The sequence below is a fragment of the Pantoea sp. E2023-21 genome, from assembly GCF_051302795.1.
Classification (GTDB): domain Bacteria; phylum Pseudomonadota; class Gammaproteobacteria; order Enterobacterales; family Enterobacteriaceae; genus Pantoea; species Pantoea ludwigii_A.
On record NZ_CP195344.1, the window covers coordinates 2,526,604 to 2,550,976 of the forward strand.

Consider the following 24,373-nt stretch of genomic DNA (forward strand, 5'->3'; position numbering starts at 1 on the left):
AAGCACGTTTGCTTTCGATGAAGTAATAATAACCATGGTGACCATTTCAATATTAACAATAAATGCTGGTATTGTTATCTCGCTAACTATCACACTGATAGGCCTTTCTTATAAGTATGCCTATGGGCTCGACTGCATCGATTGATAACCCAGTCCAATCTCTGCTCAGTAGGAATGCACAGTCTTACCTGCCTCGTGATAGCGGAGCAGTGGAGGCTGTACAGATAAGTCATGTTTAAAGAATTGACGGGTGAGTAAAATTACCGCTCTGCTCGTGCAAACAGCAGAGGATCACTCCGCTCTTTACTGCATATATTGGCATTGGTTGATCCCTCCTCTTTTCATTCCAAACACGCTACATATTCTGTTGATACCACACTGTTATTTATCCTTCTCAGGATCGCCTCTATCGTAACCTCGCATAAACACGACTCAATATTTAAGGCGGTCAAGCATGTTAAAAAAAAGTGGATTGTTAACGGTTGGCTGCATTCTTGCGTTCATCTCAGAAGCCAGTACCACGCCAACTAAAACCGCTAAGGACTTCAACCTGATAGGCGTCACGTTGGAGGACGGGAACGTTAAAGGAAGCAACGCATTGCGGTTGTCGATGCCAGCTCGTCAATGGCAAGACCCTAATAAAGAGACACTTACCGATCGCAATTATATGGCCTGGCTCCCCATTAACTTCCATAACGGTGTTATTGAGGTCGAGATTGCCAGTACGCTGGCGACAGGCGCGCCTGACTACGCACGGGGTTTTATGGGCATCTCATTTCGCATTCAGCCAGAGGGGAGTTTTGAAAACATCTATCTACGTCCCACCAATAGCCAGTCGCAGGATCAAGTACGGCGTAATCATAGCGTTCAGTATTTTGCTTATCCGGACTTTCGTTTTGACCGGCTGCGTAAAGAGGCGCCTGAGCGTTATGAAACCTACGCTGACATTAAGCTAAATGAATGGAATTACGTGAAAATTGTAGTTAAAGATCAGCATGCTACGCTGTATTTGAATCATAACTCAACGCCTGCTTTCATCGTCAATGATCTTAAACTGGGTAGCAAAGCTCAGGGCGGTGTCGGTATCTGGATTGAGTCAGGGACGATTGGATGGTTTAAAGATTTGAAAGTCACCTCGGAAAGCGAATAATCAAAAAGGCGCCCCAATGTGGGACGCCTTTGGCTCATTAACGATTTTAACGCTGACGTTGTAGTCGTTGATTAATAAACACCACATTATCCCAGTCTACTACCGGCTGCATTTTCCATTTTTCAGCAATATGCATCTCTTGGGGCGAAGCAGGATGATATTTATGCCATAGCGGGTTTTCAGGCGGCGTATTGTGCGGATTGGGATTGCCATATTTTATGAAATTACTCCACGCCGCCTGCATCTTGCTGGCCATACTTTTCGCTTCATCATCCCAGCTATCGGAATGGATAAGATTACCGAAAATAAACTTCAATTCAGATCCATGAATGACGCCCAACCCTGTCGCCGTAATATCCGGATCGATATAGTCGAAATGATAGACATACACTTCGCGATGACGTGCCAGCGCATCAGCATAGAGATAAAGACCGCTGCGCAATAATCCCAGCGTAATGAGCTGGTTCATGCGCGCTGGCGCGTTGTATTCCATGCTGACCGGGAAACGTTGCAAAATCTGCGCGGCGTTGTCACCAAAGGCACTCTCAATTAATGATGCATAGTGCTGCTCAGTCACATCTGGTGGTACGAAAAGACTCCCTTCATCGGTATTAAACCCTGTCAGCAGCCTTACCGGATTTACCTCACCTGTTGCAAGTGTATCTACGGGGTTTGCATGATAAACATGCCCGTCTGGCACGGGCCAGAAACCGGCGACTTGCGGCGGCTGTAACGTTGAATGCGTCGATAAGGCCAACAATTTATCTACGGGTAATTCCCTTAACGCTTCGAGACCGGCTGCATCATCTTTTAACCCAAACTGATCAAAAACCCGTGACGCCTGATCTTTGGCCTGTTCAAGAGAGAGAATGTGTTCAGGCGCAACCGCCGTGGCGTTGGGCAGGCTTCCGCTTTGCATAATCGCCTGATCAAACAAGCCCCTGGCAAGCGGTGACACAATCAGCGTACTGACCGCGTAAGAGCCAGCGGATTCTCCACCCACCGTAACGCGCGAAGGATCCCCCCCAAATGCCCGGATGTTTTCCTGTACCCATTTGAGAGCCGCAATAATATCGAGAAGCCCCCAGTTACCTGTGGTGCCATGCTCTTCGTACGCAGCAGCCGAGGGCAGAAAGCCCAACGTACCCAAACGGTAGTTCAGAGTGACAACCACGATACCCTGCTGAGCCAGATGTTTTCCTTCGTAAAGCGGTTGAGAACCGCTTCCCATAACGTAGCCGCCACCATGAATGAAAACGTAAACCGGAAGTGCCGCTGCGCGACTGGCCTCCGGGCTCCAGATATTCAGATACAGGCAGTCTTCGGAGACGTTACCTTCGCCACCTTGATGGCTCATCGGCGCAAACTGAGTCGCCTCTCTGACGCCTTGCCAGGGCGGAACGGGCACGGGAGGAGCAAATCGACGCGTCGCCACCGGTGGTTGGGCGTAGGGAATGCCACGATAAATACACACGCCGTCGTGCAAGCTACCGCGCAGCTTGCCGACGGGTGAGTCGATTTCATGCGGGGTTTCTTCTGGCCATTGTGGAGCACTGACTGGCGTCAGAAAATCCGACAGCCAGCGGTTCAGGCCCGTTAGCTTATTATCGTCCATCGTATTAACCTCAATATTCATTTAGACAGCTCAATCCTCCCGGAGCAGAGCATTAATACGTCACACCTTAGATTTGGAACAAAACGAAATAAATGACAAATTCATACATGCTTTATATATGATTTGTTTTTAATTAAGGATAACGACCCACCTGAGGGCTTATGGAAAGAATTGAGTGTGACCGCATGTTCATCGCGGTGATGGAAACCGGTAGCTTTACCGCGGCAGCGCAGCGCTTGGGTGTCAGCCATGGACAAGCCTCAAAGCTGATCTCACGTCTTGAACGTGATCTGGGCGTAACGTTGCTTCGGCGTAGCACCCGTTCGTTGACACCAACGGAAGTGGGCCGTGCTTATTACGAGCAGATTCGTCAACTCATCGCCAACTATGATGCCCTCAATGATTCAGTCCGAAACTCTTCGAACACACCTTCAGGCCTCTTGCGTATTTCAGCGCCGGTTACTTTCGGCACACTGCAAATGCCGGATTTGTTGATTGAGTTCGCGCATCGCTATCCTGATATTGAACTCGACGTGCGTTTTGCTGACCGGCTGGTAAACGTCATTGATGAAGGATTTGATCTGGCCTTACGCATTGGCAAGTTAGAAGACAGCAGCTTAATTGCCAGAAAACTCTGTGATATCAGAATTGTTCTTGTCGCTTCTCCGGATTATCTCGCTGCGCGGGGAACGCCCAGCCATTGGGAGCAACTCGCCGAACATGACTGCGTGGTGGACACGAATTTTCGTGAACCTTACTTGTGGCCATTTCTTGATGAGGACAAGCAGCTCATCACGCAGGCTGTTAAAGGAAGGATGAAATTTTCCAATGCCGAAGTGTGTTTAAATGCGGCCACTGCAGGGTTAGGCATCTCCCGCCTGCCTTCGTTTGTGGTCAGCGAGGCGCTTAAAGCGGGTAGGCTTGAGACCGTTCTTCCCTCCTCGGAAGCACCGCCAATGGGGCTTTATGCCCTCTATCCACCGGCAAAATATATTGCGCATAAATCACGGGCACTTATCGATTTTCTGGTTGAAGGCTTTGCCGGCGCACCGCGCTGGGAATGATTTCCAATATGGAAATAATATTCCCTTTTTTAACCCGATAATCTCCTTAACGGAATAAGTGTAAAGTCCTCTCATCAACTTAATGAGAGGAAAACACCATGTTCGATACCCGCACAACACCTTATGCAGCTCTGTTAATGCGCCTGTCTTTAGGCATCCTTTTTCTTGCGCACTTCGGGCTGAAGTTTTTTGTCTTCACACCGGCAGGTACCGCGAAATTCTTTGCCTCGCTGGGTTTGCCGGGTGGTTTGGCTTACCTCACCATGGCAATTGAGTTAATTGGCGCGATTGCACTGATTCTGGGTATCTACACCCGCATCGTTGCTGTCGTGCTGATTCCGGTTTTACTGGGCGCGATTGTCACTGTGCATGGACCTGCAGGCTTCTTCTTTACTAACCCAAATGGTGGCTGGGAATTCCCTGCATTCTGGATTATCGGTTTGATTGTTCTGGCACTGACCGGCGACGGCAAGTTTGCCCTCAAACCTACCGCAATAAAAAAATAAAAATGTCTGCTGATGGCGAACAGATTGTTCGCCATTCAACCCTGCTTTTCCCCACGTTGTACCCGCGTGCCTTTCATCTGATTGATCCTGCCAGTGCGCTGTTTTGCTTTTCGCGTTTACGCTAAAGTAACCCTCTGATTTTCATCCAGGCGCTCACGATGCCCACAGTGATTTCCACAGAGTCTTTCAGCAGCATCGTCCACTTTGTGACGGCGGCTAACGCCAGTAGCTTTACTGAAGCTGCTGAACAGTTGGGTGTGTCGAAATCGGCCATTGGCAAAAGTATCCAGCGGCTTGAGCATAATCTCGGTATTCCACTCTTCCATCGCACCACACGTAAAATCAGCCTGACCACCGAAGGTGAAGCGTATCTGGCAAGTTGCCAGAGTGCGCTGGAAACGCTGCAAATGGCCGAGATGGCGCTGCGTTCAAAGCTAACGGAGCCCACTGGCACAGTGAGGATAGATTTACCCGCCGCGTTTGGCCGCTCGGTGATGATGCCGGTGTTGATGGACATGACCAAACGCTATCCGCATCTGAAACTGACCATCACGTTTAACGATCGCATCATTGATCCGCTGGACATTGGTTTTGACCTCGCTATCCGCTTTGGTCCGGTTAAAGACACCACCGATCTCATCGCCCGTAAGCTGAACGATCAACATCTGATTATCTGCGCATCTCCCGCCTATATTTCGACGTACGGGAAACCTGAGACGCTGACCGAACTGGCCGATCACCGCTGTATTCTGGCCTGGCGCGGCGGCGCACCGCTTAGCTGGCTAATCCGTGACGAGAGCGGTAAGGACATCAGACTTAAACCCACACCTTTTCATCAAATCAGTGATGGCGATGCCATGATCGATGCCTGTATTGCCGGAGCCGGTTTGATTCAATTTCCTGAAGCGCTGTTACGACCCCACATCCAAGCTGGAAAACTGGTGCCACTGCTTGCCTTCTGCAATCCAGCGCCCACCGAGTTGAATGTTATATGGCCCCGCGCCCGTCATTTACTACCCGGCGTTCGCTTTATCATTGATGAGTTAATCGAATTAGCGGCACAAAAAGCATTCGAATGATTGTAGACTTCAGTTCTACACTCTGTCCCCTTTGAGCCTGTTTATCCACCTCAGCTATCAGCGTAGGATTTCTTCATCGTCAGGTTATCTGACAATTTATCCACTGATGAAGGGGTTCTACTATGCCAGTCGTTAATATCCAGATGTTCGATGGTCGTGATGATGCTAAACCTGCTATCGCTAAAGCTGTGACTGAAGCTATCGCCACCCACGCCAACGTTGATCCACAGTATGTCTATGTCATTTTCAACGACGTAACCACCAGCAATTGGGCCATCTCAGGTGAGATTTTTGCTGAGACGCTGAAGAAATCGAGCTAGCAAGCAGCGCAACTTAGTCAAATCCGCCGCTATGCCCCCGCGCGTAGCGGCATATTCCTCTTACGGGGAATCTCTTCCTCTCTTCTTTGCACGTTCGCCTGCTCCCACCGTTCTGGAGATTACGATGAAAAATGAAATTACCTGCGTGTTTAACCTGGCCGTCAATGACGGACAACTTCCTGCGTTTAAAGCATTGGTTTCACGCGTAGTAGAAGCCACCAGTAAAGAGCCCGGCACACTGAGTTACGTCTACAGCGTCAGCGACGATGAGAAAACCGCGCACATCGTTGAGCGTTATCGTCAGCAGGATCTGGTGAGCCATGTTGATCACACCTTCGCACCTTTCGCCGAAACCTTTCTCTCTTTAGTGACCATCACCGGCCTGACGGTTTACGGCGAACCCGATGAAGAAATCCGCAAACGCTTAGATCCGTTTGGTGCCGTGTATATGACACCTTTTGATGGATTTACCCGTTAATTTTAAGATTAAAAACCATGAAAGACGCTGCTATGAAACTTTATGTGTACGATCACTGCCCATTCTGCGTGCGCTCACGCATGATTTTTGGCTTGAAAGATGTTGCGTGCGAGATCATTACGTTGCCGAACGATGATGAAGAAACACCCACTCGTCTTATCGGCAAAAAAATGCTTCCGATTTTGGTCACTGAAAGCAATGAAGCGATTGGTGAAAGTCTGGACATCGTCAAATACATTGATGAGACCTACGGTTCGGCTGTGGTGACGGTGCCTGACAATTCAGCCATCGAAGCCTGGATGGAAGAGGCGACAAAACTGATTTATCCGCTGGCGATCCCACGCTGGGCAAGCGCTGATTTTGAAGAGTTTCGTCAGGATGCTGCAAGACACTATTTTGTCAGCAAGAAAGAAGCCGTTTTTGGTCCCTTCCCACGTTTGCTGGACCAAACCGCAACCATGGTGACGGAGATAAATGCAAAGCTGGAGGTTCTTGAGCTGTTGCTCTCGCAGCAAGAGCAAGATACCGAGCATTTCTCGCTGACGGATATTCGTCTTTTCCCACTGCTGCGCTCGTTATCCATCGTTAAAGGGATGAAGTGGCCAGCAAGGGTGGATGCATGGCGCAGAGAGATGGCCGTCAAATCCCAGGTCAATCTCAATGATGACATCGCAATCTGAGCCGATGTTTACGGGCGGCAAATATTCAAAGCCGCCCGGAACCAAAGTGGTCTGAAGCAAAATCCAGGAAGCTGCGAACCTTAGGCGTCAGGCGCCGATCGGGGGCGTGGAGAATATGCAAAGGACGCGTGGGAATGTTATAAGCACCCAATACCTGAACCAGGCTACCCTCTTGAATCAATGGGTTAACCAGTTCAGCGGGTTGTAGTGCTACGCCCTGCCCGGCGCGAGCCGCATTGATGAGCGCTTCACCGCTGTCCAGCATCAACCTTCCTTCGACGGCAACACGCAGCATCCCTTCAGCGCTTTCAAACTCCCAATGTGTTCTCAACGAGGTATGGCTGAAAATCAGGCACTCATGTTGGCTGAGATCGCGGGGATGAGCCAATGGTGGCGCATCATTCAGGTAAGTGGGTGAAGCACAGGCAATCAGTTGGTAAGGGTGTAACGCGCGCGCCACCAAACCACTGTCCGGCAGATGCCCAACCCGAAAAACGATGTCAACCCCCTCATCAATCAGGTCTACCATTCTGTTCGCCAGCATCAGTTCAACCGTAACGTCAGGATTTTGCTTGAGGTATGTCGGGAGTAACGGTGCAAGCGCATGAACACCAAAGGTGACCGGCGCATTGATGCGGATGCGGCCTCGCGGTGTCGCTCGCGTCTCTGCAGCAAAGGATTCTGCCGCTTCGAGTTCAGCAAGAATAATTTTTGCCCGCTCATAGAAGTCTCGGCCTGCTTCAGTCACGCTGTGCTGTCGAGTGGTGCGGTTTATCAGACGAACGCCCAGATGTTGCTCGAGGAAGGAAACGTTTTTTCCAACCAGCTGTGGCGACATATCCAGCGCTTCAGCGGCGGCGGTAAATGAGCCCAGTTCTACGGAACGCGTAAAAACCGTCATACTGGTAAGACGATCCATTAGAAACACCTTGTTGTAGATGAGCCCGTTAGTGGTATTTATGATGTCATCTATTTTTAACGCGTTCAACGTCAGGCAGACGCTTAACGTTCTCCTTTAGCCGCTTGAGGGTGTGAAATGATTAACGCTGAATTTTCCCTATTACGTGAAAGCACACATTTTTTCTGGCCAGAATCGGCCAAAAAAATTGATGTCGCGAAGGGACTGGATTACATCCTGTCAGGAATAACGGCGCAGACATCGCTGACCGCCTGGCACCTTGAAATGATGATTTATCGCACCGAGGAGATTATTGAATCCGATTCGACAATCACGCCGATCCACGGTGAGGCAACCAGTCAAGATCCGTTGTTAAAGGCGGTATGTGCGAGCTATTTAGACGGTGCATCTTTAGCCACACCCGAGCACATTGAGGACGCTTTCAATAAACTGGCAGATGATATTTCCTACCATCCGCTCTCCTTATCAGAAGCGGCGCTGCAGGTACTCGCAGGATTTGTATTTGTCCGTGAGGTAACCCATCACCTCGGCATCACGGCGATTCATGCCGCATGATTTCAGGCATAAAAAAGCCGGTTACTGCAAGGCGAGTAACCGGCAAAGCGTCGTTGCATATCATTGTTATAGTAAAGAATGTGACTGACAGACACTCACTTCAAGACAACTATGCCTGCCAGGTTCCAGCTTGTTTGGCGCTGTGAGCGGCCAGCATGTCCATCAGTTCTGGCGACAAACAATCGTATGGCGTTAACGCCAGGTCAGTTAAGCGCTCACGGACATCGGCCATTTTAGAAACCGGCGCGCCGCTTTCAATAATGGACGAAACGAAAGCGGCAAATCCTGGTGCAGACCAGCCTTCGCTATCAGACAGTTCAGTGTGCACAAAATCCAGACCGTAAAACGCATGTTGCTCGTTCTCAATGCGGCCATACATGTGGACACCACAGTCAGTACAGGCATGACGTCTGATCAGGGCCTTTTCATCAACGACTTTCAATTTCTCTGCGTGTGCAATGACAGAGACGTTGTCTTTGGGAACAACAGCAACCAGTGAGAAGAGCGAACCTGAGGGTTTCCAGCATTTCGTGCAACCACAGGCGTGGTTAAACATCGTCTGGCTATCAAGCTGTACTTCAACCTGATTCTCCGTGCAGTGGCAACGTAACACGCCACCAGAAAAATGCTCATTTGCCGCTTTAATGCCGGCGTCTACCGCTGGATGGATTTTCTGAACGTTCATGAATGAATCCTTGATTAAACAGGTGCGACAAGCGCCGCACCCGATGCGTTGAGAGATCAGTAGTGGATAACGGTGCGGATAGATTTGCCTTCATGCATCAGGTCAAATGCATCATTAATGTCATCAAGTGACATGGTGTGAGTCACAAATGGCTTCAGCTCAATCTCACCCTTCATGGCATCTTCAACCATTCCCGGCAGCTGACTACGTCCTTTAACCCCACCAAATGCAGAGCCTTTCCATTGACGGCCCGTAACCAGCTGGAACGGACGTGTGGAAATTTCTTTACCCGCACCCGCAACGCCAATAATGACCGACTGACCCCAGCCACGGTGAGCAGACTCAAGCGCTGCACGCATCACGTTCACATTGCCGATACATTCGAAAGAGTGATCGACACCCCAGCCTGTCATTTCAATAATGACGTCCTGAATCGGTTTGTCGAAATCGTTGGGATTGATGCAGTCTGTTGCGCCGAACTGCTTAGCCAGCTCAAACTTGGATGGGTTGGTATCAATAGCAATGATGCGGCCGGCTTTCGCCTGACGCGCACCCTGAATGGCTGCGAGGCCGATGCCGCCCAAGCCAAAAATGGCTACGGAATCACCAGGCTGCACTTTTGCCGTATTGTGAACAGCGCCAATACCGGTGGTTACACCGCAGCCGAGCAGGCAAACGTGTTCGTGATTGGCTTCCGGATTTATTTTCGCCAAAGAGACTTCAGCGACCACGGTGTACTCACTAAATGTTGAGCAACCCATGTAGTGATAGATCGGCTGACCGTTGTAAGAGAAGCGCGTTGTGCCATCCGGCATCAGGCCTTTGCCCTGGGTGGCACGAACGGCGGTGCACAGATTAGTTTTGCCGGATTTACAGAACAGGCATTCGCCACACTCGGCGGTATAAAGAGGAATAACGTGATCGCCAGCTTTTACGCTGGTAACGCCTTCGCCAACCTCAACGACTACGCCAGCACCTTCATGACCAAGAACTGCAGGGAAAACACCTTCAGGATCATCACCTGACAAGGTAAAGGCGTCAGTGTGGCAGACGCCCGTGTGACTGATTTTGACTAACACTTCGCCAGCGCGTGGCGGCTCAACGTCAATTTCAACAATTTTTAAAGGCTGGCCAGGGCCAAATGCAACAGCAGCGCGTGATTTCATTACGGCACTCCACTTAATTGAGGGTTCGGATTGAGCGGGGTGATTGTTTGCAAATTGCTCATCACGCCGCCCTAAAGAGGTGGTAAAAGTTTATCGAGTAGAGGGAGTATAGATCGTATACCCTATAGGGGTATATAGGATTTTTGTCTTTCCTGTTAAAAACAAATCATCTTATTGTTTTTAAACGAAATTAAAAATCAGAGTAATTGTGAGTAATTACTGAGACCTCTGCAAACGCTCTCTTAATGATGACGCAAAGAGAGCTGCAATCGCTGTCAGGCTATCGCACCACAGAAGATGAGAAAAGATTAATGAGCCGTATCCCTATTCTGGAAGAAAGGATAGCTCTGAAACATTGCTGACCTCATATTTTCAACATAGGCTGGTTCGCCACAATAGGCCTTGCGGATGCTTCCGGGCGGTTCGTTAACGTAATGACGATAAACACGCGTGAAGGTTTGCTGGCTACTAAATCCATTGTCCATTGCGATCGCCATAATATTTTTGTCGGTAGTGATTAGCGCACTGGTTGCGTTTATTACACGACAAATCCGGATGTAATCCGCTATTGATATTCCGGTAATGTCCTTAAATCTGCGCTGAAAATACCAGTGTGTATAACCGCTTCGTCTGGTAATAACGTCAACTCTAAGATTGACATCAAGATTGCCATCAATCCACTTTATAATGTCTCTGACAACAGCGTGCAAAACGAGCTCTCTACCACTGCAATCATCTGTTTTAAATGAATAATTGCTCATGCCTGAGCTAATTTTGTGGTTACTTGAAATAGTCATATTGATCACCCGTAAAATTCTGAACAAACTTTAGCACATAGATTAACGGCGACTCGTTCAAATAATTTAACGATGATAATTTAATAGACTGAGCGTGTTAATTGCAGACATAAAAAAGCAGCACCTAAAGATGCTGCTTTTCAAAGGTACTCAGTAAGCACCCGCTTCAATATCACTTAAAATAAGAGCGAACTAATTTAACCAGCTCACCAATTTCCTGTTCACTGCTGCTATCGGCGTTTAACTTTCCCGCGAACTCTTCTTTTATATAACTTTCCAGGATCTCGGTCATCAAACCATTCATCGCGCCTCTTACTGCAGCCATCTGCATCAATACAGGAGCACAATCTACGCCCGCTTCCAGCGATCGCTGAATGCCTTCGCATTGTCCCTGTATTCTTTTAATTCTGTTAAGCGCACGCTTTTTATCTTCAGGAGAGTGTGGCATACATCCTCACATACTGTACCGGGGTATATCATAACATGAAGGCGCTATCTTCATTAGCGATGACTGCCATAACAGTCGTTCACTTAAAAATAGACTTGTTAGCCTGCAGCCATGAGCGTTGCCGGACAGTTTGCCAGATGGGAACGGTGACTCCAATACCCCTGTTAGCACTGATTCACAGTGTAAAATTGATCATGCTCCAACATAAAGGGCAAGTTCATTTCAAGTTAACCAACACGGCGTTTGCAATGCTGGCTTCCATCCTTAGCTGAAACTACATTTCCACTGCTTCGCGGGCGCGCCGCGTCATAACGAGATTTATCACGATGCAAACCAACAACACCAGGGCAGATAACAGCATCGCTTTAGCCATGCCGTGCGAAAATGTTTGCGTATCGGTATGCGTTATTAGCGCCCCAAAGATGGCTACGCCCACGACCCCACCCAACTGTCTTGCTGACGCCATCAATCCCGAGGATATGCCGGCATCGTGCTGTGAGACTGAAGCAAGCATCGTATTGGTGACTGAGGGTACTGACATCGCGCTTCCCATCCCGACCAGCATGAGTGCGCCATTCAACAACCAAAAAGAGGCATTAACCGATAACTGGGATAACAATAAAAACCCGATAATTTGCACGCTAAATCCGGTGGTGATGATACGTATGGCACTTACGCGACGTGCAACACGTGAAGATATCATCGTTGATAGGGTCAGCACGGCGGTCAAAGGAATGAAAGCGATGCCAGTCTGGAACGCACCATAGCCTTTAACGGTCTGGAAAAAGAGGCTGAGCACAAAAACGGTGCCGTAAAAAACCAGATTGATGACGGCGCCACTGAGGCACATTGCAATCAGCATCTTATTTTTGACTAAGCGAGGAGGCAACATTGGAGCCGCGACATGCCTTTCCGTGACGGTAAATAGGAAAGCTGAGAGGATTGCCAGACACAACGCCATAAGCGGCAACATTGTCCATCCCCGATCGCTCGATTCTGTCAGGGCATATGTCAGGGAGGCGATGGCAATAGCGCTGGCTATTTGGCCCGGCACATCGACTTTCTTATCGACACGTGGAGAAGCTGGAGCAAAACGCAGGATGAGGATGATCGCGATAAGGCCAATGGGAACATTGATTAAAAACACGCTGTGCCAGCCCAAATACTGGATGAGAATGCCACCCAGTACCGGACCGGCAGCAAGCGCGATACCTCCACAGGCACCCCACATAGCCACTGCGGTACGGCGGGTGTTTGCATCCTGGAAAGTCAGCCTGATCAACGTTAAGGAGGTCGGCACCAACAGGGCAGCGCCAATTCCCTGAATACCCCGCAGCGTAATCAGCATTGCCATGCTGTCAGCTAATCCGCAGCCGATTGAACCAAACGTAAAGACGCCAAACCCCCAGGCAAAGACGGTCTTTGCACCTAACTTGTCCCCGAGTGCGCCACCCAGAATCAGCAGTGCTGAAAACACTAAAGCATAGCTATTGATCACCCATTGAAGGCCAGTAAGGTCCGTTTTAAACGCATCTTTCAAGGCGCTCAACCCAACATTCACTACGCTGACATCAAGCTGAACCACTAAAAATCCCAGACAAGATGAGATGAGTATTGCCGCTAAGGTGGGGGTTATTTTCGACATAACAAATGAAGCCAAAATGAGTTAACCATGTCGAAAGGATATGAATTGACACGGCATGCGTAAATACTAGAATTTGCACACCATCCATGCAAAAACGCATACATCATGAATTGGGAAGATTTACGCTTTTTTCTGGCCATTGCCAAAGCCGGTACGATTTCAGGTGCTGCAAAAGATTTGAAGGTTGATCAAGCCACAGTGAGTCGCCGACTGGCATCGCTTGAAGCAGAATTGGGCATTCAGCTTTTCATCCGCCTGCCACGTGAATCGCGCCTGACACCGATAGGTGAAAAAATTTTAAACGAGGCAAAGGAGATTGAGGCGAAAGTGTATTCCGTCGCGCGGCTCTCCTCCTCAGTTAAAACATCTGCCCGTTCCCGGGTGGCGATCTCGGCGCCGCCAATACTCGCCCGCCATTTTTTTGCCCCCGCTATTTTTGAGATGACGCAGCAAAATCCTGACATCCAACTCTCTATTCAGAGTGAAGCGCAATTTGTGTCTCTTTCAAAAATGGAGGCTGATTTATCCCTGCGCCTCTCTCCGCCAATAGAAGAGACCGATATTATAAAAAAAGCGGGGCTGATGAGGTTTGGTTTATATGCCGCGCCTCATTACAGCAATATTAAAAATGCCTCAACCTGGGATTTTATTGCCTATTCCCATAAGGAACCCAGTTTTGAGCACAAAAGATGGCTGAATGAAGTTATAGGAAACCAGCGGGTTTGTTGTGAAGTCAGCGATTTAAGCAATCAATATGAGGCTGCATGTACGGGAATTGGCGTTGCGGGCTTACCGTGTTTTTTAGCTGATAAAGAACCCCGACTGATTAAATTGTCCACTGAAAAACCGATGCTAACGCTGGATATCTGGTTAGCAAAACACCCAGACCTACGAGACGATGCGCAGATACGAAAAATCGCGCAGACAATGACTGAATTTTTAGATAAGAAAGGATTAGGGTTGAATCAGTAACTCGTTAACTATGTCGGTCTAACACAGGCAATGTACATGAAGTGAGGTGGATTCATCCACCTCACTTCAGTTTAAAAACAATTACTTACAGACAATAAATATCTTAATACTCAGATTCTTCTCCCGGTAACGGGATGGAGAGCTCCTCACCCTTAGCGCCTGCATAGAAAATAATGACGTCAGTACTTTCATCTTTGGTGAACCCACGGTGGGCAATATCGATGGACTCATTGAAAGCCTCACCAGCGTGAAAAGTTTTAGTTTCTCCGCTCTCTTTGTCTTCAATGGTTAGCGAACCGGACAGAATGTAGGCGGTATTTGGAATGGGATGAGTATGCCATGGCAGCTCTGAATGAGCGGGGATGGTCATTTTCATAACGGTGATTTCAAGTTCACCAGAAGGATAGTGCTCTAATTGTTGTCCATTCCAGGCAAGCCCACTTTTAAGCAAGATCTCTGACTCGTTTTTATGTTCATCAGTCGCGTTATTCATCTTTTCCCCTATAACGATTAAATTAAAGCCACTGCAAAAGAATAGCTTAAATTTTAGAACGGTGAATTAACTCGACAATTAAGGCTCTTAATGCGCCAAATTAATTATTTTTGGTTATTAATTAAAGTTGGGTGACAAAATAGCGCTGCTGAAGCTCGAGAACGCACGGGATTTGGCGACTGACCTGAAAGCTTGCTCCTGGCACATAGTTGTCATTTCGGCTTAATTAATATTATTTCTCGGCATTAGCGCCTCATCAGGCCAGGTGTTACATGGCTGTCAGCTCATCACCTATGGCCTGTCAAAGAGTGTAATTGCATAAGAAACATTAATAATCACTGGTCCTAAAAGGCAACCTTACCTATCATAACGCACAGTTATTATATGGATATTAGGTGAGTTATGGCTTTGAATGGAAAACTGATTCTGAACGGCGCAGATTACGCACCGTTAAACATCTACGGCGTCGGCATTTTCATGGCGTTCTCAGGTAATGGCGCTTACCGTAATCGTGGGGGCTGCGGCGCAGTTGCGGGAGACGGTCCATTGCCACCGGGAAGATACTGGGTTGTCGATCGCGGCGCGGGTGGCTTCTTTGGTAAGCGAAAGGCTGAATTACATGATACCTGGAACAAGTATGTGAACGGTGTGGCCTTTGGTCGAAGTGAATGGTTTGCACTCTATCGAGAGGACTCAGCCATTGACGATGAAACATGGTATGAAGGCGTGCGCCGTGAACTATTCAGGCTTCATCCGGGGACCATATCAGAAGGCTGCATCACCATTCCCCACAACTCTGACTATGCACGTATCCGCCAGGCGTTTATGAACACTTCAATGGTGTCCGTGCCAAGTAAGCCTTCGCTGATGGCAAGAGGATTAATTGAGGTTGTCGCCAATGGCTCAAACACTTGCCCGTAGGGCCGCAAAATGCGTTTTCTTCATATTAATAACGCTGGCTGTGGGCAGATCGCTCGGTGGCGCTGAAACGTATATCTCTCAGGATTACGCCCGAAAGGTTGCCGTATTTATCAGCGGCGAATCCAATATCGAAACCCTCTACGACGCCTATTTCTACCTTGATGTTGTCATCGTGGTGACCATCACCACGGCTGTTTACTTAACAACCATGAAGTTAATCAAAAAAATAAGGATCAAGTAAAATGCCAATCCCTCCGTATATGTTGCTTAAAGATGATGGTGGAGCAGATATTCGAGGATCTGTCGATGTTCACGACCGTGAAGGCAGCATTGAAATTATCGGCATGAGCCACGGCATTAACCTGCCAGTGGACGGATCTAACGGTAGGATCACCGGTACGCGCCAGCATTCATCAATGATGATTGAGAAAGAAGTGGATAGCTCCACGCCTTATCTGTACAAGGCAGCAGCCACCGGGCAGACGCTAAAAAGCGCTGAACTTCGCTTCTATAACATTAGCGATGCTGGTCAGGAAGTTTGCTATTACACGGTGCTGATGGAAAACGTGAAGGTCACCGGCGTTAACTGCGGCGTGGCAAATGTGAAGCTTGCAGGCAATGACAAACTAAACCATACGGAAAACGTCAGCTTGCAGTATGAGAAAATCACGTGGCGTATTGTGGATGGTAATATCCAGTACACCGATGCATGGAACGAGCGTCCAACCGCTTAGAACAACCTTTCCTGCTTTTGAGATACAAAAACTCAAGTACCGCATTGAGTCGTAATCGTCGCAAGATTGTATGAAGCTTGATGAAACCCAGAAAAGCAAAAACCCAGCCATAAGCTGGGTTTTCTAAATGTTGGTGCCCGGACGCGGAATCGAACCACGGACACGGGGATTTTCAATCCCCTGCTCTACCGACTGAGCTATCCGGGCAACGGGGCGCATTAAACCTTACTCAGACCGCACCGTCAAACGCTTTTCGGCAAAAAATCGCTGACTGATGCCTTTTAAAGCAACCACCAGACCAAGCGGTAAAAAATCATGCCGCCTATCGCTGTTATCGGTGAATTTTTAAGCATTTATGCCGATAACCGTGCTGACATCTCATACCAATAATAAGGTCCACCATGTTCAGCACAATTACATCAGGCATCATGTCGCGCCTCGCGTGGCAGAAACGCAGTCACAGCATGGCAACGCTCAGTTCGTTGCAGGACGCTATCGCCATGGTCGAATTCACCCCAGACGGCAAAATCCTTACCGCTAACGAACTGTTTCTGGAGCGCATGGGCTATACGCTCAAAGAGATCGTTGGCCAGCATCACAGCGTGTTCTGCACCGCAGATTTGATCAATTCGCCACAATATCGCGACTTCTGGCGTCGTCTCAATCGCGGTGAAGGCTTCAGCGACAAATTCCTGCGCGTGGCGAAACACAGCCGCCCTATCTGGCTGGAAGCCAACTATGTGCCGGTGCAGGATCGCAGCGGCCGGGTGGTAAAAATCGTCAAGCTAGCGAGCGATATCACCGCACGCATTATGGATGCGCAGGAGCAGCGCGCCATGACCACCGCAATAGAGCGTTCGATGGCGGTGATTGCCTTCAATTTGAAGGGCGAAGTGTTGATGACCAATGACAACTTCCTGAAAACCCTGGGATACAGCGCGGCAGAAGTGGTCGGTGTTCATCACAGCCAGTTTTGCCCACCCGAAATGCGTAACAGCGACGAATATCGCCGCTTCTGGCACAAGCTCAATCAGGGCGAATTTATCTCCGGCCAGTTCCAGCGCGTGAATAAACGCGGCCAAACCGTGTGGCTACGCGCTACCTATAATCCGGTGTTTAACGAAGCTGGCGAACTGTACAAAGTGGTGAAATTCGCCACCGATGTCACCGCGCAGGTGGAGAAAAATCAGCAAGAGCGCGAAGCGGCGCAGCAGGCGTATCAAACCGCGCTGCAAACCAGCGAGAGCACGCGATTGGGCGCCACGGTCATTGAGAACAGCGTGCAGACCATGAATGATTTGGCGGGCGAACTGCACGGTATTTCGGACGATATCAACGATCTGAGCGAATCATCCGATCGTATTGGCGCCATTGTTGAAAGCATTCGCCGTATCGCCGATCAAACCAATCTGCTGGCGCTTAACGCGGCGGTGGAAGCGGCGCGCGCCGGTCAGCATGGTCGCAGCTTTGCCGTGGTTGCCAATGAAGTGCGCACGCTGGCGGCCAACATTAACCGCGCCACCACCGAGATTGAAAATAGGGTGCAGCAGAACCACACGCTGGCCGAGAAGGCGCTGAAAGGCATTGCATCGAACCTCAAACGCGCCGATCACGGCGTGGTGTTAGCGCAAGAAGCTGGCGGTATGATGGCCGATATTCGCGGCAGTTCCAGCGAAGTGGTACGAGCCATCAGCCATGTTACCGATGCGTTGAAAGAGGGATAATTTACTTTTTTACTGCGCCGCCGCGGTGATCACCGGCGGCGCAGTGGCTTCCGGTACAAAGATATGGTCGAGAATATTACGCATCAACGGCGCCGCGGTGACGCCTTCGTTGCCGCCGTTTTCCAGAATCAACGCCACCGCCACTTTGGGATCGTTAAACGGCGCAAATGCGGTGTAGAAGATGTGGTCACGCAGGCGCATCGGCGTCATTTTGGCGTTATACACCTGGTTCTGTTTGAGGCTGAATACCTGCGATGTGCCCGATTTCGCCGCAATGCCGTAAGGCGCGGTGTGGAAGTATTTGTAGCCGGTACCGTTCGGCGCATTTGCCATACCGAACATGGCGTGACGCACCAGCGACCAGTAAGGCGATTTGGCATCGCCAATCTGCGGCTGCGGTAATTTAGCCTGATACGGCTGCACCACCGTGCCACGCTGCGATTTCTCCAGCAGATGCGGATTGATCACCCGGCCGTTGTTGATCAGCGCCACCATCGCTTTTACCATCTGAATCGGCGTCGCCACCCAGTAACCTTGTCCAATGCCGACCGAAACGGTATCGCCCTGATACCACACATGTTTATGTACCTTCTGCTTCCATTCGCGGCTCGGCAATAATCCGGCGTACTCTTCGTTGAGATCGATACCGGTCGATTTGCCATAGCCAAACTGGCTTAGCATGGTGTGGATGCGATCGATGCCCATCATGAACGCCACCTGATAGAAGAAGGTGTCGGCAGATTCCTCAATGGCGCGCGTCACGTCCAGCATGCCGTGGCCCGATTTTTTCCAGTCGCGATATTTGCGATCGGTGCCCGGCAGCGTCCAGGTGGGCGCGCCGAAGAAAGTGGTACTTGGGGTGATCACTTTGTTAAGCAGTGCCGACATCGCCATGTAAGGCTTCACCGTGGAAGCCGGCGGATACAAGCCCTGGGTGACGCGGTTGATCAGCGGCAGGTCTTTATCCTGCAGCAGGGTTTTGTAGGCTTTGTAGCTGATCCCTTTGACGAACGGATTGGGATCGTAGCTCGGTGCGGAGACCATCGCCAGCACGCTACCGTCATGCGGATCTTCAATCAGCGCGGCGGCGCGTTGTCCCGCCAGCTGGCTCTCAACATACTGCTGCAGATGCAGATCGAGCGTCAGCGTGATGTTCTGACCGGCAACCGGCGGCACCTCTTTTAGCACGCGCACGATGCGGCCATGGTTATCGACTTCCACTTCCTGATAGCCGGTTTTACCGTGCAGCAGCGATTCGTAATAGCCTTCAATGCCCTGCTTACCGATATTGTGGTCAGCGGCATAATTCTCACCAACGCCTTGTGCGTTCAGGCGTTTGTAGTCGTTATCGTTGATTTTTGAGACGTAGCCAAGCACGTGCGCCAGATCGGCGCCGTAAGGATATTCCCGATCCTGATAGGTATCGACGGTGACGCCGCTAAAGCGGAATTGATTGACGGCGAAGCGCGCCACTTCTTCGTCAGTCAGTTCCGCTTTCAGTTCGACCGGCTTGTAGCGACTGTTCTGCTTAAGTTCGTGTTCGAAGGTTTCAATTTCCTCTGGCGTGAGATCGACAATTGGCGTCAGCGCTTTCAGCGTCTCCTGCATGTTGTCGATTTTGTACGGCGTGATGTGAATGTCGTACCAACTAACATTGCGCACCAGCGGAATGCCGTTGCGATCGAAGATCAACCCGCGCGTGGGCGCGATGGGGATCATTTTGATGTCGTTTTCGTTCGATCGCGTTTGATAATAGCTGTGCTGATCGACCTGCAGACGATACAGGTTGATGCCTAAAATGGTAAAGCAGATGACAACCAGGGCAAAAGCGACAATCGCACGGCGGGCAAACAGCTTTTCTTCTGCTTCGAAATTACGGAAATTCATTCGGTGGGCTTAGTCTCTTTGTTATCACGCTAATGATAAGCAGAGATTGTTTCAGAGCCAGCACGAAGATGCACAAGCCTGGGTAAAAGTGTGTCAGATGTTTACGGTGGGAAGCCAGGTCGCCATGAATGGCGACCCTACGTTGATTGTAGGGGCGGCATTTATGCCGCCCTGGTTAATGTGCGCAGCAAGGGTCGAAATTAATCGCCCAGCAGCACTGACTCCAGCGCGATCTTAATCATATCGTTGAAGGTGGTCTGGCGTTCCGCCGCGGTGGTTTGCTCGTGGGTGCGGATGTGATCTGACACGGTACAGATAGTCAGCGCTTTCGCACCAAACTCGGCGGCCACGCCGTAAATTCCCGCCGCTTCCATTTCCACGCCCAGAATGCCGTACTTCTCCATCACGTCGAACATCTGCGGATCTGGCGTATAGAACAGATCGGCGGAGAAGATGTTACCGACGCGCGCATCAACGCCCAGCGCTTTCGCCGCATCAACCGCATTACGCACCATGTCGAAGTCAGCAATCGCGGCAAAGTCATGATCCTTGAAACGCATGCGGTTCACTTTGGAATCGGTGCAGGCACCCATACCAATCACCACATCACGCAGTTTCACGTCTGCGCGCACTGCGCCACATGAACCCACACGGATGATTTTCTTCACGCCAAAATCGGTGATCAGCTCTTTGGTGTAGATCGAGCAGGATGGAATGCCCATGCCGTGACCCATTACCGAAATCTTACGGCCTTTATAGGTCCCGGTGAAACCGAGCATGCCGCGCACGTTGTTCACTTCCACCACATCCTCGAGGAAGGTTTCAGCGATGTGCTTAGCGCGCAGCGGATCGCCCGGCATCAGCACGACGTCCGCGAAATCACCCATTTCTGCATTAATATGAGGCGTTGCCATGGTTATTTTCCTTATTAAATTTGGGGCGCTGTTTTACAGCATGCTCTTGCCGTAGTCCATGCTGGACAGGCCAAAATAGTTTGCGATGGTCTGGCCGATATCGGCAAAGGTATCGCGGTATCCCAGCGATCCTGGCTTCACATTTGGGCCGTAGATCAGAATCGGAATGTGCTCACGCGTGTGTTCAGTACCTTCCCAGCTGGGATCGCAGCCGTGATCGGCGGTGAGGATCAAAATATCCCCCTCTTTCACCAGTTCCATCAATTCTGGTAAGCGACGATCGAACAGCTCCAGTCCGCCCGCGTAACCGGCGATATCACGACGATGTCCCCACGTTGAGTCAAAATCAACGAAGTTAGTGAACACAATCGAGGTATCGGGTGCTTTCTTCATCTGCTCGATGGTGGCATTGAACAGCGCGTCTAAACCGGTGGCTTTCACCTTCTGCGTGATGCCCTGTTCGGCGTAGATATCGGCGATTTTACCTACCGAAATCACTTCACCGCCCTTCTCATCAACCAGTTTTTTCAGCATGGTCGCTGAAGGCGGTTCCACCGCCAGATCGTGACGGTTGCCGGTACGCTCAAAGTTGCCCGCTTTATCGCCAACGAACGGACGCGCGATCACGCGACCAATGTTATAGCCACCTTTCGTCAGCTCTTCACGGGCGATTTCGCACAGTTCGTACAGACGATCGAGGCCAAAGGTCTCTTCGTGACAGGCAATCTGGAACACCGAATCCGCCGAGGTATAGAAAATCGGCTTACCGGATTTCATGTGCTCTTCGCCGAGCTGGTCGAGAATAACCGTTCCTGAAGAGTGACAGTTGCCAAGATAACCCGGCAGATCGGCACGTTTCACCAGAATATCCAGCAGCTCTTGCGGGAAGCTGTTCTCTTTGTCGCTGAAGTAGCCCCAATCAAACAGCACCGGCACGCCGGCGATTTCCCAGTGGCCTGACGGCGTATCTTTACCCGACGATAATTCGCTGGCGTAAGCGTACGCACCGATGATTTCCGCGTTGGGATCGAGGCCTGGCGGGAAACGACCGGTGGAGAGTTCAGCCGCTTTGCCGAGTCCCAGTTTGGTCAGGTTAGGTAAGTGCAGCGGGCCTTCGCGACCAACATTGGCGCGGCCTTCGAAACAGGCTTCGGCGATATGGCCGAGCGTGTCCGATCCTTCATCACCGAATTTATCGGCGTCTTTGCTGGAGCCGATCCCGAAGGAGTCGAGAACCATAATAAAAGCACGTTTCATGCAAGTCTCCTGCGCAATGCGCGATGACAAGTCAAAAAAAAGCGATCAGATCAGTATACCCGAACGGCCGCTGCCTGGCACGAAGAAGCGCCAGTTATTCACTGACGCGACGATAAACCACCGGCGTGATTGCTGGTGCGCTGTCGCTCAGCGTGATGGCGGCTTTAACGGCAGCGGCGGCCTGTTGCCACTGCGCTTCCGACGCGGCGTGAATAATCGCCAGCGGACGCTGCGCGTCAACCTGCGTGCCCAGCGTGGTCATCTCGCTCAGGCCCACGCTGTAATCGATGCTGTCGCTGGCGCGCTGACGGCCCCCGCCGAGCGAAACCACCGCCATGCCGAGCGCACGCGTATCCATTGCGCTAACAATACCGGCACGATCGGCGTAAACCGCCTTGCTCAGGGTTGGCGCAGGCAGATAGCTGTCCATGCGCTCAATGAAATCGCTCGGGCCATTTTGCGCTGCGACCATGCGGGCAAATACCTCGGCGGCCTTGCCGTTATCCAGCACTTGCTGCAGCTTTTTGCGCGCATCGGCGTCGTTCTCGGCCAGTTTGCCGGAAATCAGCATTTCCGAACACAGCGCCATCGTGACTTCCAGCAGGCGCGGATTACGGGCAGCCCCTGTCAGGAACTGCACCGCTTCACGCACTTCCAGCGCATTTCCGGCGGTGGACGCCAGCACCTGATTCATGTCGGTGAGCAGTGCGGTGGTTTTGCAACCGGCGCCGTTCGCTACGCCAACAATCGCCTGCGCCAGATTTTCTGAGGCTTCGAAGGTCGGCATAAAGGCGCCGGACCCCACCTTGACGTCCATCACCAGCGCATCCAATCCTTCCGCCAGTTTTTTAGCGAGGATCGACGCGGTGATCAGTGGAATCGAATCCACGGTGGCAGTGATATCGCGCGTGGCGTAGAAACGTTTGTCGGCCGGCGCCAGCGAGTTGGTCTGGCCGATAATCGCGACGCCGACGTCTTTAATAATCTGGCGGAAACGATCGTCACTCGGGAAGATATCGAAGCCAGGAATCGCTTCCAGTTTATCCAACGTGCCGCCGGTGTGGCCGAGACCGCGCCCGGAGATCATCGGCACATAACCGCCGCACGCTGCCACCATCGGGCCGAGCATCAGCGAGGTCACATCGCCCACACCGCCAGTGGAGTGTTTATCGACAATCGGGCCGTTGAGATTCAGCGATTTCCAGTTCAGCACCGTGCCCGAATCGCGCATTGCCATGGTCAACGCCACGCGCTCGTCGAGCGTCATATCATGGAAATAGATGGTCATCGCCAGCGCGGCGATTTGACCTTCCGACACGCTATTGTCGCGCACGCCATTGATAAAGAAGCGAATCTCCGCTTCACTCAGCGCCTGTCCATCGCGTTTTTTACGAATAATTTCTTGTGGCAGGAACACGGTTGCCTCCCTGGAATGAGAAGGTCGCCATAAATGACGACCCTACAACGTAGGGTGCGCATTCATGCGCACCGGAAAGATAACGGCGAGGATTAGTAGCCCGCTTTGCTGGTCGCGGTTTCGTGACCCAGCGTATTGAGCAGGCTTGCCAGCAAGCTAGATGCGCCAAAGCGGAAATGACGCGCATCCGCCCAGCCTTCGCCCAGAAGGTCATCCGCCAGTTGCAGATACAGCGCCGCGTCTTCAGCGGTACGCACGCCGCCAGCCGGTTTGAAGCCGACCTGCTGCTTAACGCCTTTATCGCGGATAACTTGCATCATGATCGCCGCCACTTCTGGCGTGGCGTTGACCGGCACTTTACCGGTTGAGGTTTTGATGAAATCTGCGCCCGCATCGATAGCGATTTCCGAAGCCGCACGAATCAGCGCTTCGTCTTTCAGCTCACCGCTTTCGATGATCACTTTCAGCAGCACGTTCGCCGCGGCGCAGGCTTCTTTACAGGCTTTCACCAGCTCAAAGCCGATCTCACGATTGCCGGCAATCAGCGCACGATACGGGAACACCACGTCGACTTCGTCGGCACCGTAGGCGATGGCCGCGCGGGTTTCGGCCAGCGCGATCTCGATGTCATCGTTGCCGTGCGGGAAGTTGGTCACGGTAGCAATGCGGATTTCCGGCGTGCCTTGTTCGCGTAGCGCTTTACGTGCCGCAGGAATGAACCGTGGATAGATGCAGATGGCCGCGGTGTTACCGGCAGGGGATTTCGCCTGACGGCACAGCGCGATCACCTTCTCATCGGTGTCGTCTTCGTTCAGGGTGGTTAAATCCATCAGTTGCAATGCGCGCTGTGCTGCTGCTTTAAGGTCGGTCATGATGCTCTCCAAAATTCAGATCGGCGGGCACAACCCACCGGGAATGTGATAATCCTAACAATAATCGTGACAATA

General features: G+C 50.9%; 26 protein-coding genes and 1 tRNA gene. 13 read left to right on the forward strand and 14 right to left on the reverse strand.

The window, feature by feature from the left end:
- The first annotated feature begins 454 nt into the window (after positions 1–454).
- On the forward strand, positions 455–1,150 hold the full coding sequence (locus ACRQ84_RS11765; RefSeq protein ID WP_483816149.1) for a 3-keto-alpha-glucoside-1,2-lyase-like domain-containing protein: 696 nt from the start codon (positions 455–457) through the stop codon (positions 1,148–1,150).
- 46 nt (positions 1,151–1,196) lie between these two features.
- Here ACRQ84_RS11765 and ACRQ84_RS11770 read toward each other — a convergent pair whose 3' ends face one another.
- Positions 1,197–2,786 (reverse strand): carboxylesterase/lipase family protein, encoded by a 1,590-nt coding sequence (locus tag ACRQ84_RS11770; protein ID WP_483816150.1) that lies wholly within the window; start codon positions 2,784–2,786, stop codon positions 1,197–1,199.
- Positions 2,787–2,926: 140 nt separating this feature from the next.
- Between ACRQ84_RS11770 and ACRQ84_RS11775 the strand changes: the two genes are divergently transcribed.
- From ACRQ84_RS11775 to grxB, 6 genes are all read left to right on the forward strand, one after another.
- Entirely contained in the window at positions 2,927–3,829 is a 903-nt protein-coding gene (locus ACRQ84_RS11775; protein ID WP_064738556.1) for a LysR family transcriptional regulator, read from the forward strand.
- 98 nt (positions 3,830–3,927) lie between these two features.
- Positions 3,928–4,335, forward strand: a complete 408-nt coding sequence (locus tag ACRQ84_RS11780) for a DoxX family protein (RefSeq protein WP_483816151.1) — start codon at positions 3,928–3,930, stop codon at positions 4,333–4,335.
- A gap of 158 nt (positions 4,336–4,493) precedes the next feature.
- Entirely contained in the window at positions 4,494–5,414 is a 921-nt protein-coding gene (locus ACRQ84_RS11785) for a LysR family transcriptional regulator (RefSeq protein ID WP_483816152.1), read from the forward strand.
- Between the two features lie 122 nt (positions 5,415–5,536).
- A complete protein-coding gene (locus ACRQ84_RS11790; RefSeq protein WP_064738553.1) occupies positions 5,537–5,734 on the forward strand; it encodes a tautomerase family protein in 198 nt (65 codons plus the stop codon).
- Between the two features lie 124 nt (positions 5,735–5,858).
- Positions 5,859–6,212: a putative quinol monooxygenase gene (locus ACRQ84_RS11795; protein ID WP_483816153.1), complete on the forward strand. Its 354-nt coding sequence runs from the start codon at positions 5,859–5,861 to the stop codon at positions 6,210–6,212.
- A gap of 17 nt (positions 6,213–6,229) precedes the next feature.
- Complete coding sequence (gene grxB, locus ACRQ84_RS11800) at positions 6,230–6,892, forward strand: glutaredoxin 2 (protein ID WP_483816154.1); 663 nt, start codon at positions 6,230–6,232, stop codon at positions 6,890–6,892.
- A gap of 25 nt (positions 6,893–6,917) precedes the next feature.
- Here grxB and ACRQ84_RS11805 read toward each other — a convergent pair whose 3' ends face one another.
- A complete protein-coding gene (locus ACRQ84_RS11805) occupies positions 6,918–7,811 on the reverse strand; it encodes a LysR family transcriptional regulator (protein WP_483816155.1) in 894 nt (297 codons plus the stop codon).
- Positions 7,812–7,928: 117 nt separating this feature from the next.
- Between ACRQ84_RS11805 and ACRQ84_RS11810 the strand changes: the two genes are divergently transcribed.
- Positions 7,929–8,366, forward strand: coding sequence for a hypothetical protein (locus ACRQ84_RS11810; protein WP_483816156.1), 438 nt, complete (start codon positions 7,929–7,931; stop codon positions 8,364–8,366).
- A gap of 109 nt (positions 8,367–8,475) precedes the next feature.
- Here the strand turns inward: ACRQ84_RS11810 and gfa are convergent, their stop codons facing one another.
- From gfa to ACRQ84_RS11835, 5 genes are all read right to left on the reverse strand, one after another.
- A complete protein-coding gene (gene gfa, locus ACRQ84_RS11815; protein ID WP_483816157.1) occupies positions 8,476–9,051 on the reverse strand; it encodes an S-(hydroxymethyl)glutathione synthase in 576 nt (191 codons plus the stop codon).
- 56 nt (positions 9,052–9,107) lie between these two features.
- Positions 9,108–10,217 carry an S-(hydroxymethyl)glutathione dehydrogenase/class III alcohol dehydrogenase gene (locus ACRQ84_RS11820; protein ID WP_064738548.1) on the reverse strand — a complete coding sequence of 370 codons (1,110 nt, stop codon included), beginning with the start codon at positions 10,215–10,217 and terminating at the stop codon, positions 9,108–9,110.
- 308 nt (positions 10,218–10,525) lie between these two features.
- A complete protein-coding gene (locus ACRQ84_RS11825; protein ID WP_483816158.1) occupies positions 10,526–11,014 on the reverse strand; it encodes a helix-turn-helix domain-containing protein in 489 nt (162 codons plus the stop codon).
- Between the two features lie 172 nt (positions 11,015–11,186).
- Entirely contained in the window at positions 11,187–11,462 is a 276-nt protein-coding gene (locus ACRQ84_RS11830) for a metal/formaldehyde-sensitive transcriptional repressor (RefSeq protein WP_064738546.1), read from the reverse strand.
- Between the two features lie 274 nt (positions 11,463–11,736).
- Positions 11,737–13,107, reverse strand: a complete 1,371-nt coding sequence (locus ACRQ84_RS11835) for an MFS transporter (protein ID WP_483816159.1) — start codon at positions 13,105–13,107, stop codon at positions 11,737–11,739.
- A 105-nt stretch (positions 13,108–13,212) separates the two neighbouring features.
- Between ACRQ84_RS11835 and ACRQ84_RS11840 the strand changes: the two genes are divergently transcribed.
- Entirely contained in the window at positions 13,213–14,079 is an 867-nt protein-coding gene (locus ACRQ84_RS11840) for a LysR family transcriptional regulator (protein ID WP_483816160.1), read from the forward strand.
- A gap of 103 nt (positions 14,080–14,182) precedes the next feature.
- On the opposite strand, the gene ACRQ84_RS11845 is transcribed toward ACRQ84_RS11840, so the two are convergent.
- Positions 14,183–14,572, reverse strand: coding sequence for a cupin domain-containing protein (locus ACRQ84_RS11845; protein ID WP_483816161.1), 390 nt, complete (start codon positions 14,570–14,572; stop codon positions 14,183–14,185).
- Positions 14,573–14,974: 402 nt separating this feature from the next.
- Between ACRQ84_RS11845 and ACRQ84_RS11850 the strand changes: the two genes are divergently transcribed.
- The 3 genes from ACRQ84_RS11850 to ACRQ84_RS11860 are packed head-to-tail and all read left to right on the forward strand — an operon-like array spanning position 14,975 to position 16,227.
- Positions 14,975–15,493: a DUF2778 domain-containing protein gene (locus ACRQ84_RS11850; protein ID WP_483816162.1), complete on the forward strand. Its 519-nt coding sequence runs from the start codon at positions 14,975–14,977 to the stop codon at positions 15,491–15,493.
- A complete protein-coding gene (locus ACRQ84_RS11855; RefSeq protein WP_483816163.1) occupies positions 15,471–15,734 on the forward strand; it encodes a hypothetical protein in 264 nt (87 codons plus the stop codon). The genes ACRQ84_RS11850 and ACRQ84_RS11855 overlap by 23 nt, the downstream gene beginning before the upstream one ends.
- A gap of 1 nt (position 15,735) precedes the next feature.
- A complete protein-coding gene (locus tag ACRQ84_RS11860) occupies positions 15,736–16,227 on the forward strand; it encodes an Hcp family type VI secretion system effector (protein WP_483816164.1) in 492 nt (163 codons plus the stop codon).
- 131 nt (positions 16,228–16,358) lie between these two features.
- Here ACRQ84_RS11860 and ACRQ84_RS11865 read toward each other — a convergent pair.
- Positions 16,359–16,434, reverse strand: a tRNA-Phe gene (locus ACRQ84_RS11865).
- Between the two features lie 194 nt (positions 16,435–16,628).
- On the opposite strand from ACRQ84_RS11865, the gene ACRQ84_RS11870 reads away from it, so the two are divergent.
- Positions 16,629–17,951 (forward strand): methyl-accepting chemotaxis protein, encoded by a 1,323-nt coding sequence (locus ACRQ84_RS11870; protein WP_483816165.1) that lies wholly within the window; start codon positions 16,629–16,631, stop codon positions 17,949–17,951.
- Positions 17,952–17,960: 9 nt separating this feature from the next.
- Here ACRQ84_RS11870 and mrdA read toward each other — a convergent pair whose 3' ends face one another.
- The 5 genes from mrdA to deoC form a co-directional block, all read right to left on the reverse strand.
- The gene (gene mrdA, locus ACRQ84_RS11875) at positions 17,961–19,838 is read right to left on the reverse strand and encodes a penicillin-binding protein 2 (protein WP_064738533.1); all 1,878 of its coding nucleotides are present in this window, start codon (positions 19,836–19,838) and stop codon (positions 17,961–17,963) included.
- A 200-nt stretch (positions 19,839–20,038) separates the two neighbouring features.
- On the reverse strand, positions 20,039–20,752 hold the full coding sequence (gene deoD / locus ACRQ84_RS11880; protein WP_483816166.1) for a purine-nucleoside phosphorylase: 714 nt from the start codon (positions 20,750–20,752) through the stop codon (positions 20,039–20,041).
- A gap of 33 nt (positions 20,753–20,785) precedes the next feature.
- A complete protein-coding gene (gene deoB / locus ACRQ84_RS11885) occupies positions 20,786–22,009 on the reverse strand; it encodes a phosphopentomutase (protein WP_064738531.1) in 1,224 nt (407 codons plus the stop codon).
- A 94-nt stretch (positions 22,010–22,103) separates the two neighbouring features.
- Complete coding sequence (gene deoA, locus ACRQ84_RS11890; protein ID WP_483816167.1) at positions 22,104–23,426, reverse strand: thymidine phosphorylase; 1,323 nt, start codon at positions 23,424–23,426, stop codon at positions 22,104–22,106.
- A 92-nt stretch (positions 23,427–23,518) separates the two neighbouring features.
- Positions 23,519–24,298, reverse strand: a complete 780-nt coding sequence (gene deoC, locus ACRQ84_RS11895; RefSeq protein WP_064738529.1) for a deoxyribose-phosphate aldolase — start codon at positions 24,296–24,298, stop codon at positions 23,519–23,521.
- Between the last annotated feature and the right edge of the window lie 75 nt (positions 24,299–24,373).

Excerpts from the sequence above, each read along its gene's own strand:
- ACRQ84_RS11765 (WP_483816149.1), top strand. The coding sequence starts at position 455 with ATGTTAAAAAAAAGTGGATTGTTAACGGTTGGCTGCATTCTTGCGTTC.
- ACRQ84_RS11770 (WP_483816150.1), bottom strand. The coding sequence starts at position 2,786 with ATGAATATTGAGGTTAATACGATGGACGATAATAAGCTAACGGGCCTG.
- ACRQ84_RS11775 (WP_064738556.1), top strand. The coding sequence starts at position 2,927 with ATGGAAAGAATTGAGTGTGACCGCATGTTCATCGCGGTGATGGAAACC.
- ACRQ84_RS11780 (WP_483816151.1), top strand. The coding sequence starts at position 3,928 with ATGTTCGATACCCGCACAACACCTTATGCAGCTCTGTTAATGCGCCTG.
- ACRQ84_RS11785 (WP_483816152.1), top strand. The coding sequence starts at position 4,494 with ATGCCCACAGTGATTTCCACAGAGTCTTTCAGCAGCATCGTCCACTTT.
- ACRQ84_RS11790 (WP_064738553.1), top strand. The coding sequence starts at position 5,537 with ATGCCAGTCGTTAATATCCAGATGTTCGATGGTCGTGATGATGCTAAA.
- ACRQ84_RS11795 (WP_483816153.1), top strand. The coding sequence starts at position 5,859 with ATGAAAAATGAAATTACCTGCGTGTTTAACCTGGCCGTCAATGACGGA.
- grxB (WP_483816154.1), top strand. The coding sequence starts at position 6,230 with ATGAAAGACGCTGCTATGAAACTTTATGTGTACGATCACTGCCCATTC.
- ACRQ84_RS11805 (WP_483816155.1), bottom strand. The coding sequence starts at position 7,811 with ATGGATCGTCTTACCAGTATGACGGTTTTTACGCGTTCCGTAGAACTG.
- ACRQ84_RS11810 (WP_483816156.1), top strand. The coding sequence starts at position 7,929 with ATGATTAACGCTGAATTTTCCCTATTACGTGAAAGCACACATTTTTTC.
- gfa (WP_483816157.1), bottom strand. The coding sequence starts at position 9,051 with ATGAACGTTCAGAAAATCCATCCAGCGGTAGACGCCGGCATTAAAGCG.
- ACRQ84_RS11820 (WP_064738548.1), bottom strand. The coding sequence starts at position 10,217 with ATGAAATCACGCGCTGCTGTTGCATTTGGCCCTGGCCAGCCTTTAAAA.
- ACRQ84_RS11825 (WP_483816158.1), bottom strand. The coding sequence starts at position 11,014 with ATGACTATTTCAAGTAACCACAAAATTAGCTCAGGCATGAGCAATTAT.
- ACRQ84_RS11830 (WP_064738546.1), bottom strand. The coding sequence starts at position 11,462 with ATGCCACACTCTCCTGAAGATAAAAAGCGTGCGCTTAACAGAATTAAA.
- ACRQ84_RS11835 (WP_483816159.1), bottom strand. The coding sequence starts at position 13,107 with ATGTCGAAAATAACCCCCACCTTAGCGGCAATACTCATCTCATCTTGT.
- ACRQ84_RS11840 (WP_483816160.1), top strand. The coding sequence starts at position 13,213 with ATGAATTGGGAAGATTTACGCTTTTTTCTGGCCATTGCCAAAGCCGGT.
- ACRQ84_RS11845 (WP_483816161.1), bottom strand. The coding sequence starts at position 14,572 with ATGAATAACGCGACTGATGAACATAAAAACGAGTCAGAGATCTTGCTT.
- ACRQ84_RS11850 (WP_483816162.1), top strand. The coding sequence starts at position 14,975 with ATGGCTTTGAATGGAAAACTGATTCTGAACGGCGCAGATTACGCACCG.
- ACRQ84_RS11855 (WP_483816163.1), top strand. The coding sequence starts at position 15,471 with ATGGCTCAAACACTTGCCCGTAGGGCCGCAAAATGCGTTTTCTTCATA.
- ACRQ84_RS11860 (WP_483816164.1), top strand. The coding sequence starts at position 15,736 with ATGCCAATCCCTCCGTATATGTTGCTTAAAGATGATGGTGGAGCAGAT.
- ACRQ84_RS11870 (WP_483816165.1), top strand. The coding sequence starts at position 16,629 with ATGTTCAGCACAATTACATCAGGCATCATGTCGCGCCTCGCGTGGCAG.
- mrdA (WP_064738533.1), bottom strand. The coding sequence starts at position 19,838 with ATGAATTTCCGTAATTTCGAAGCAGAAGAAAAGCTGTTTGCCCGCCGT.
- deoD (WP_483816166.1), bottom strand. The coding sequence starts at position 20,752 with ATGGCAACGCCTCATATTAATGCAGAAATGGGTGATTTCGCGGACGTC.
- deoB (WP_064738531.1), bottom strand. The coding sequence starts at position 22,009 with ATGAAACGTGCTTTTATTATGGTTCTCGACTCCTTCGGGATCGGCTCC.
- deoC (WP_064738529.1), bottom strand. The coding sequence starts at position 24,298 with ATGACCGACCTTAAAGCAGCAGCACAGCGCGCATTGCAACTGATGGAT.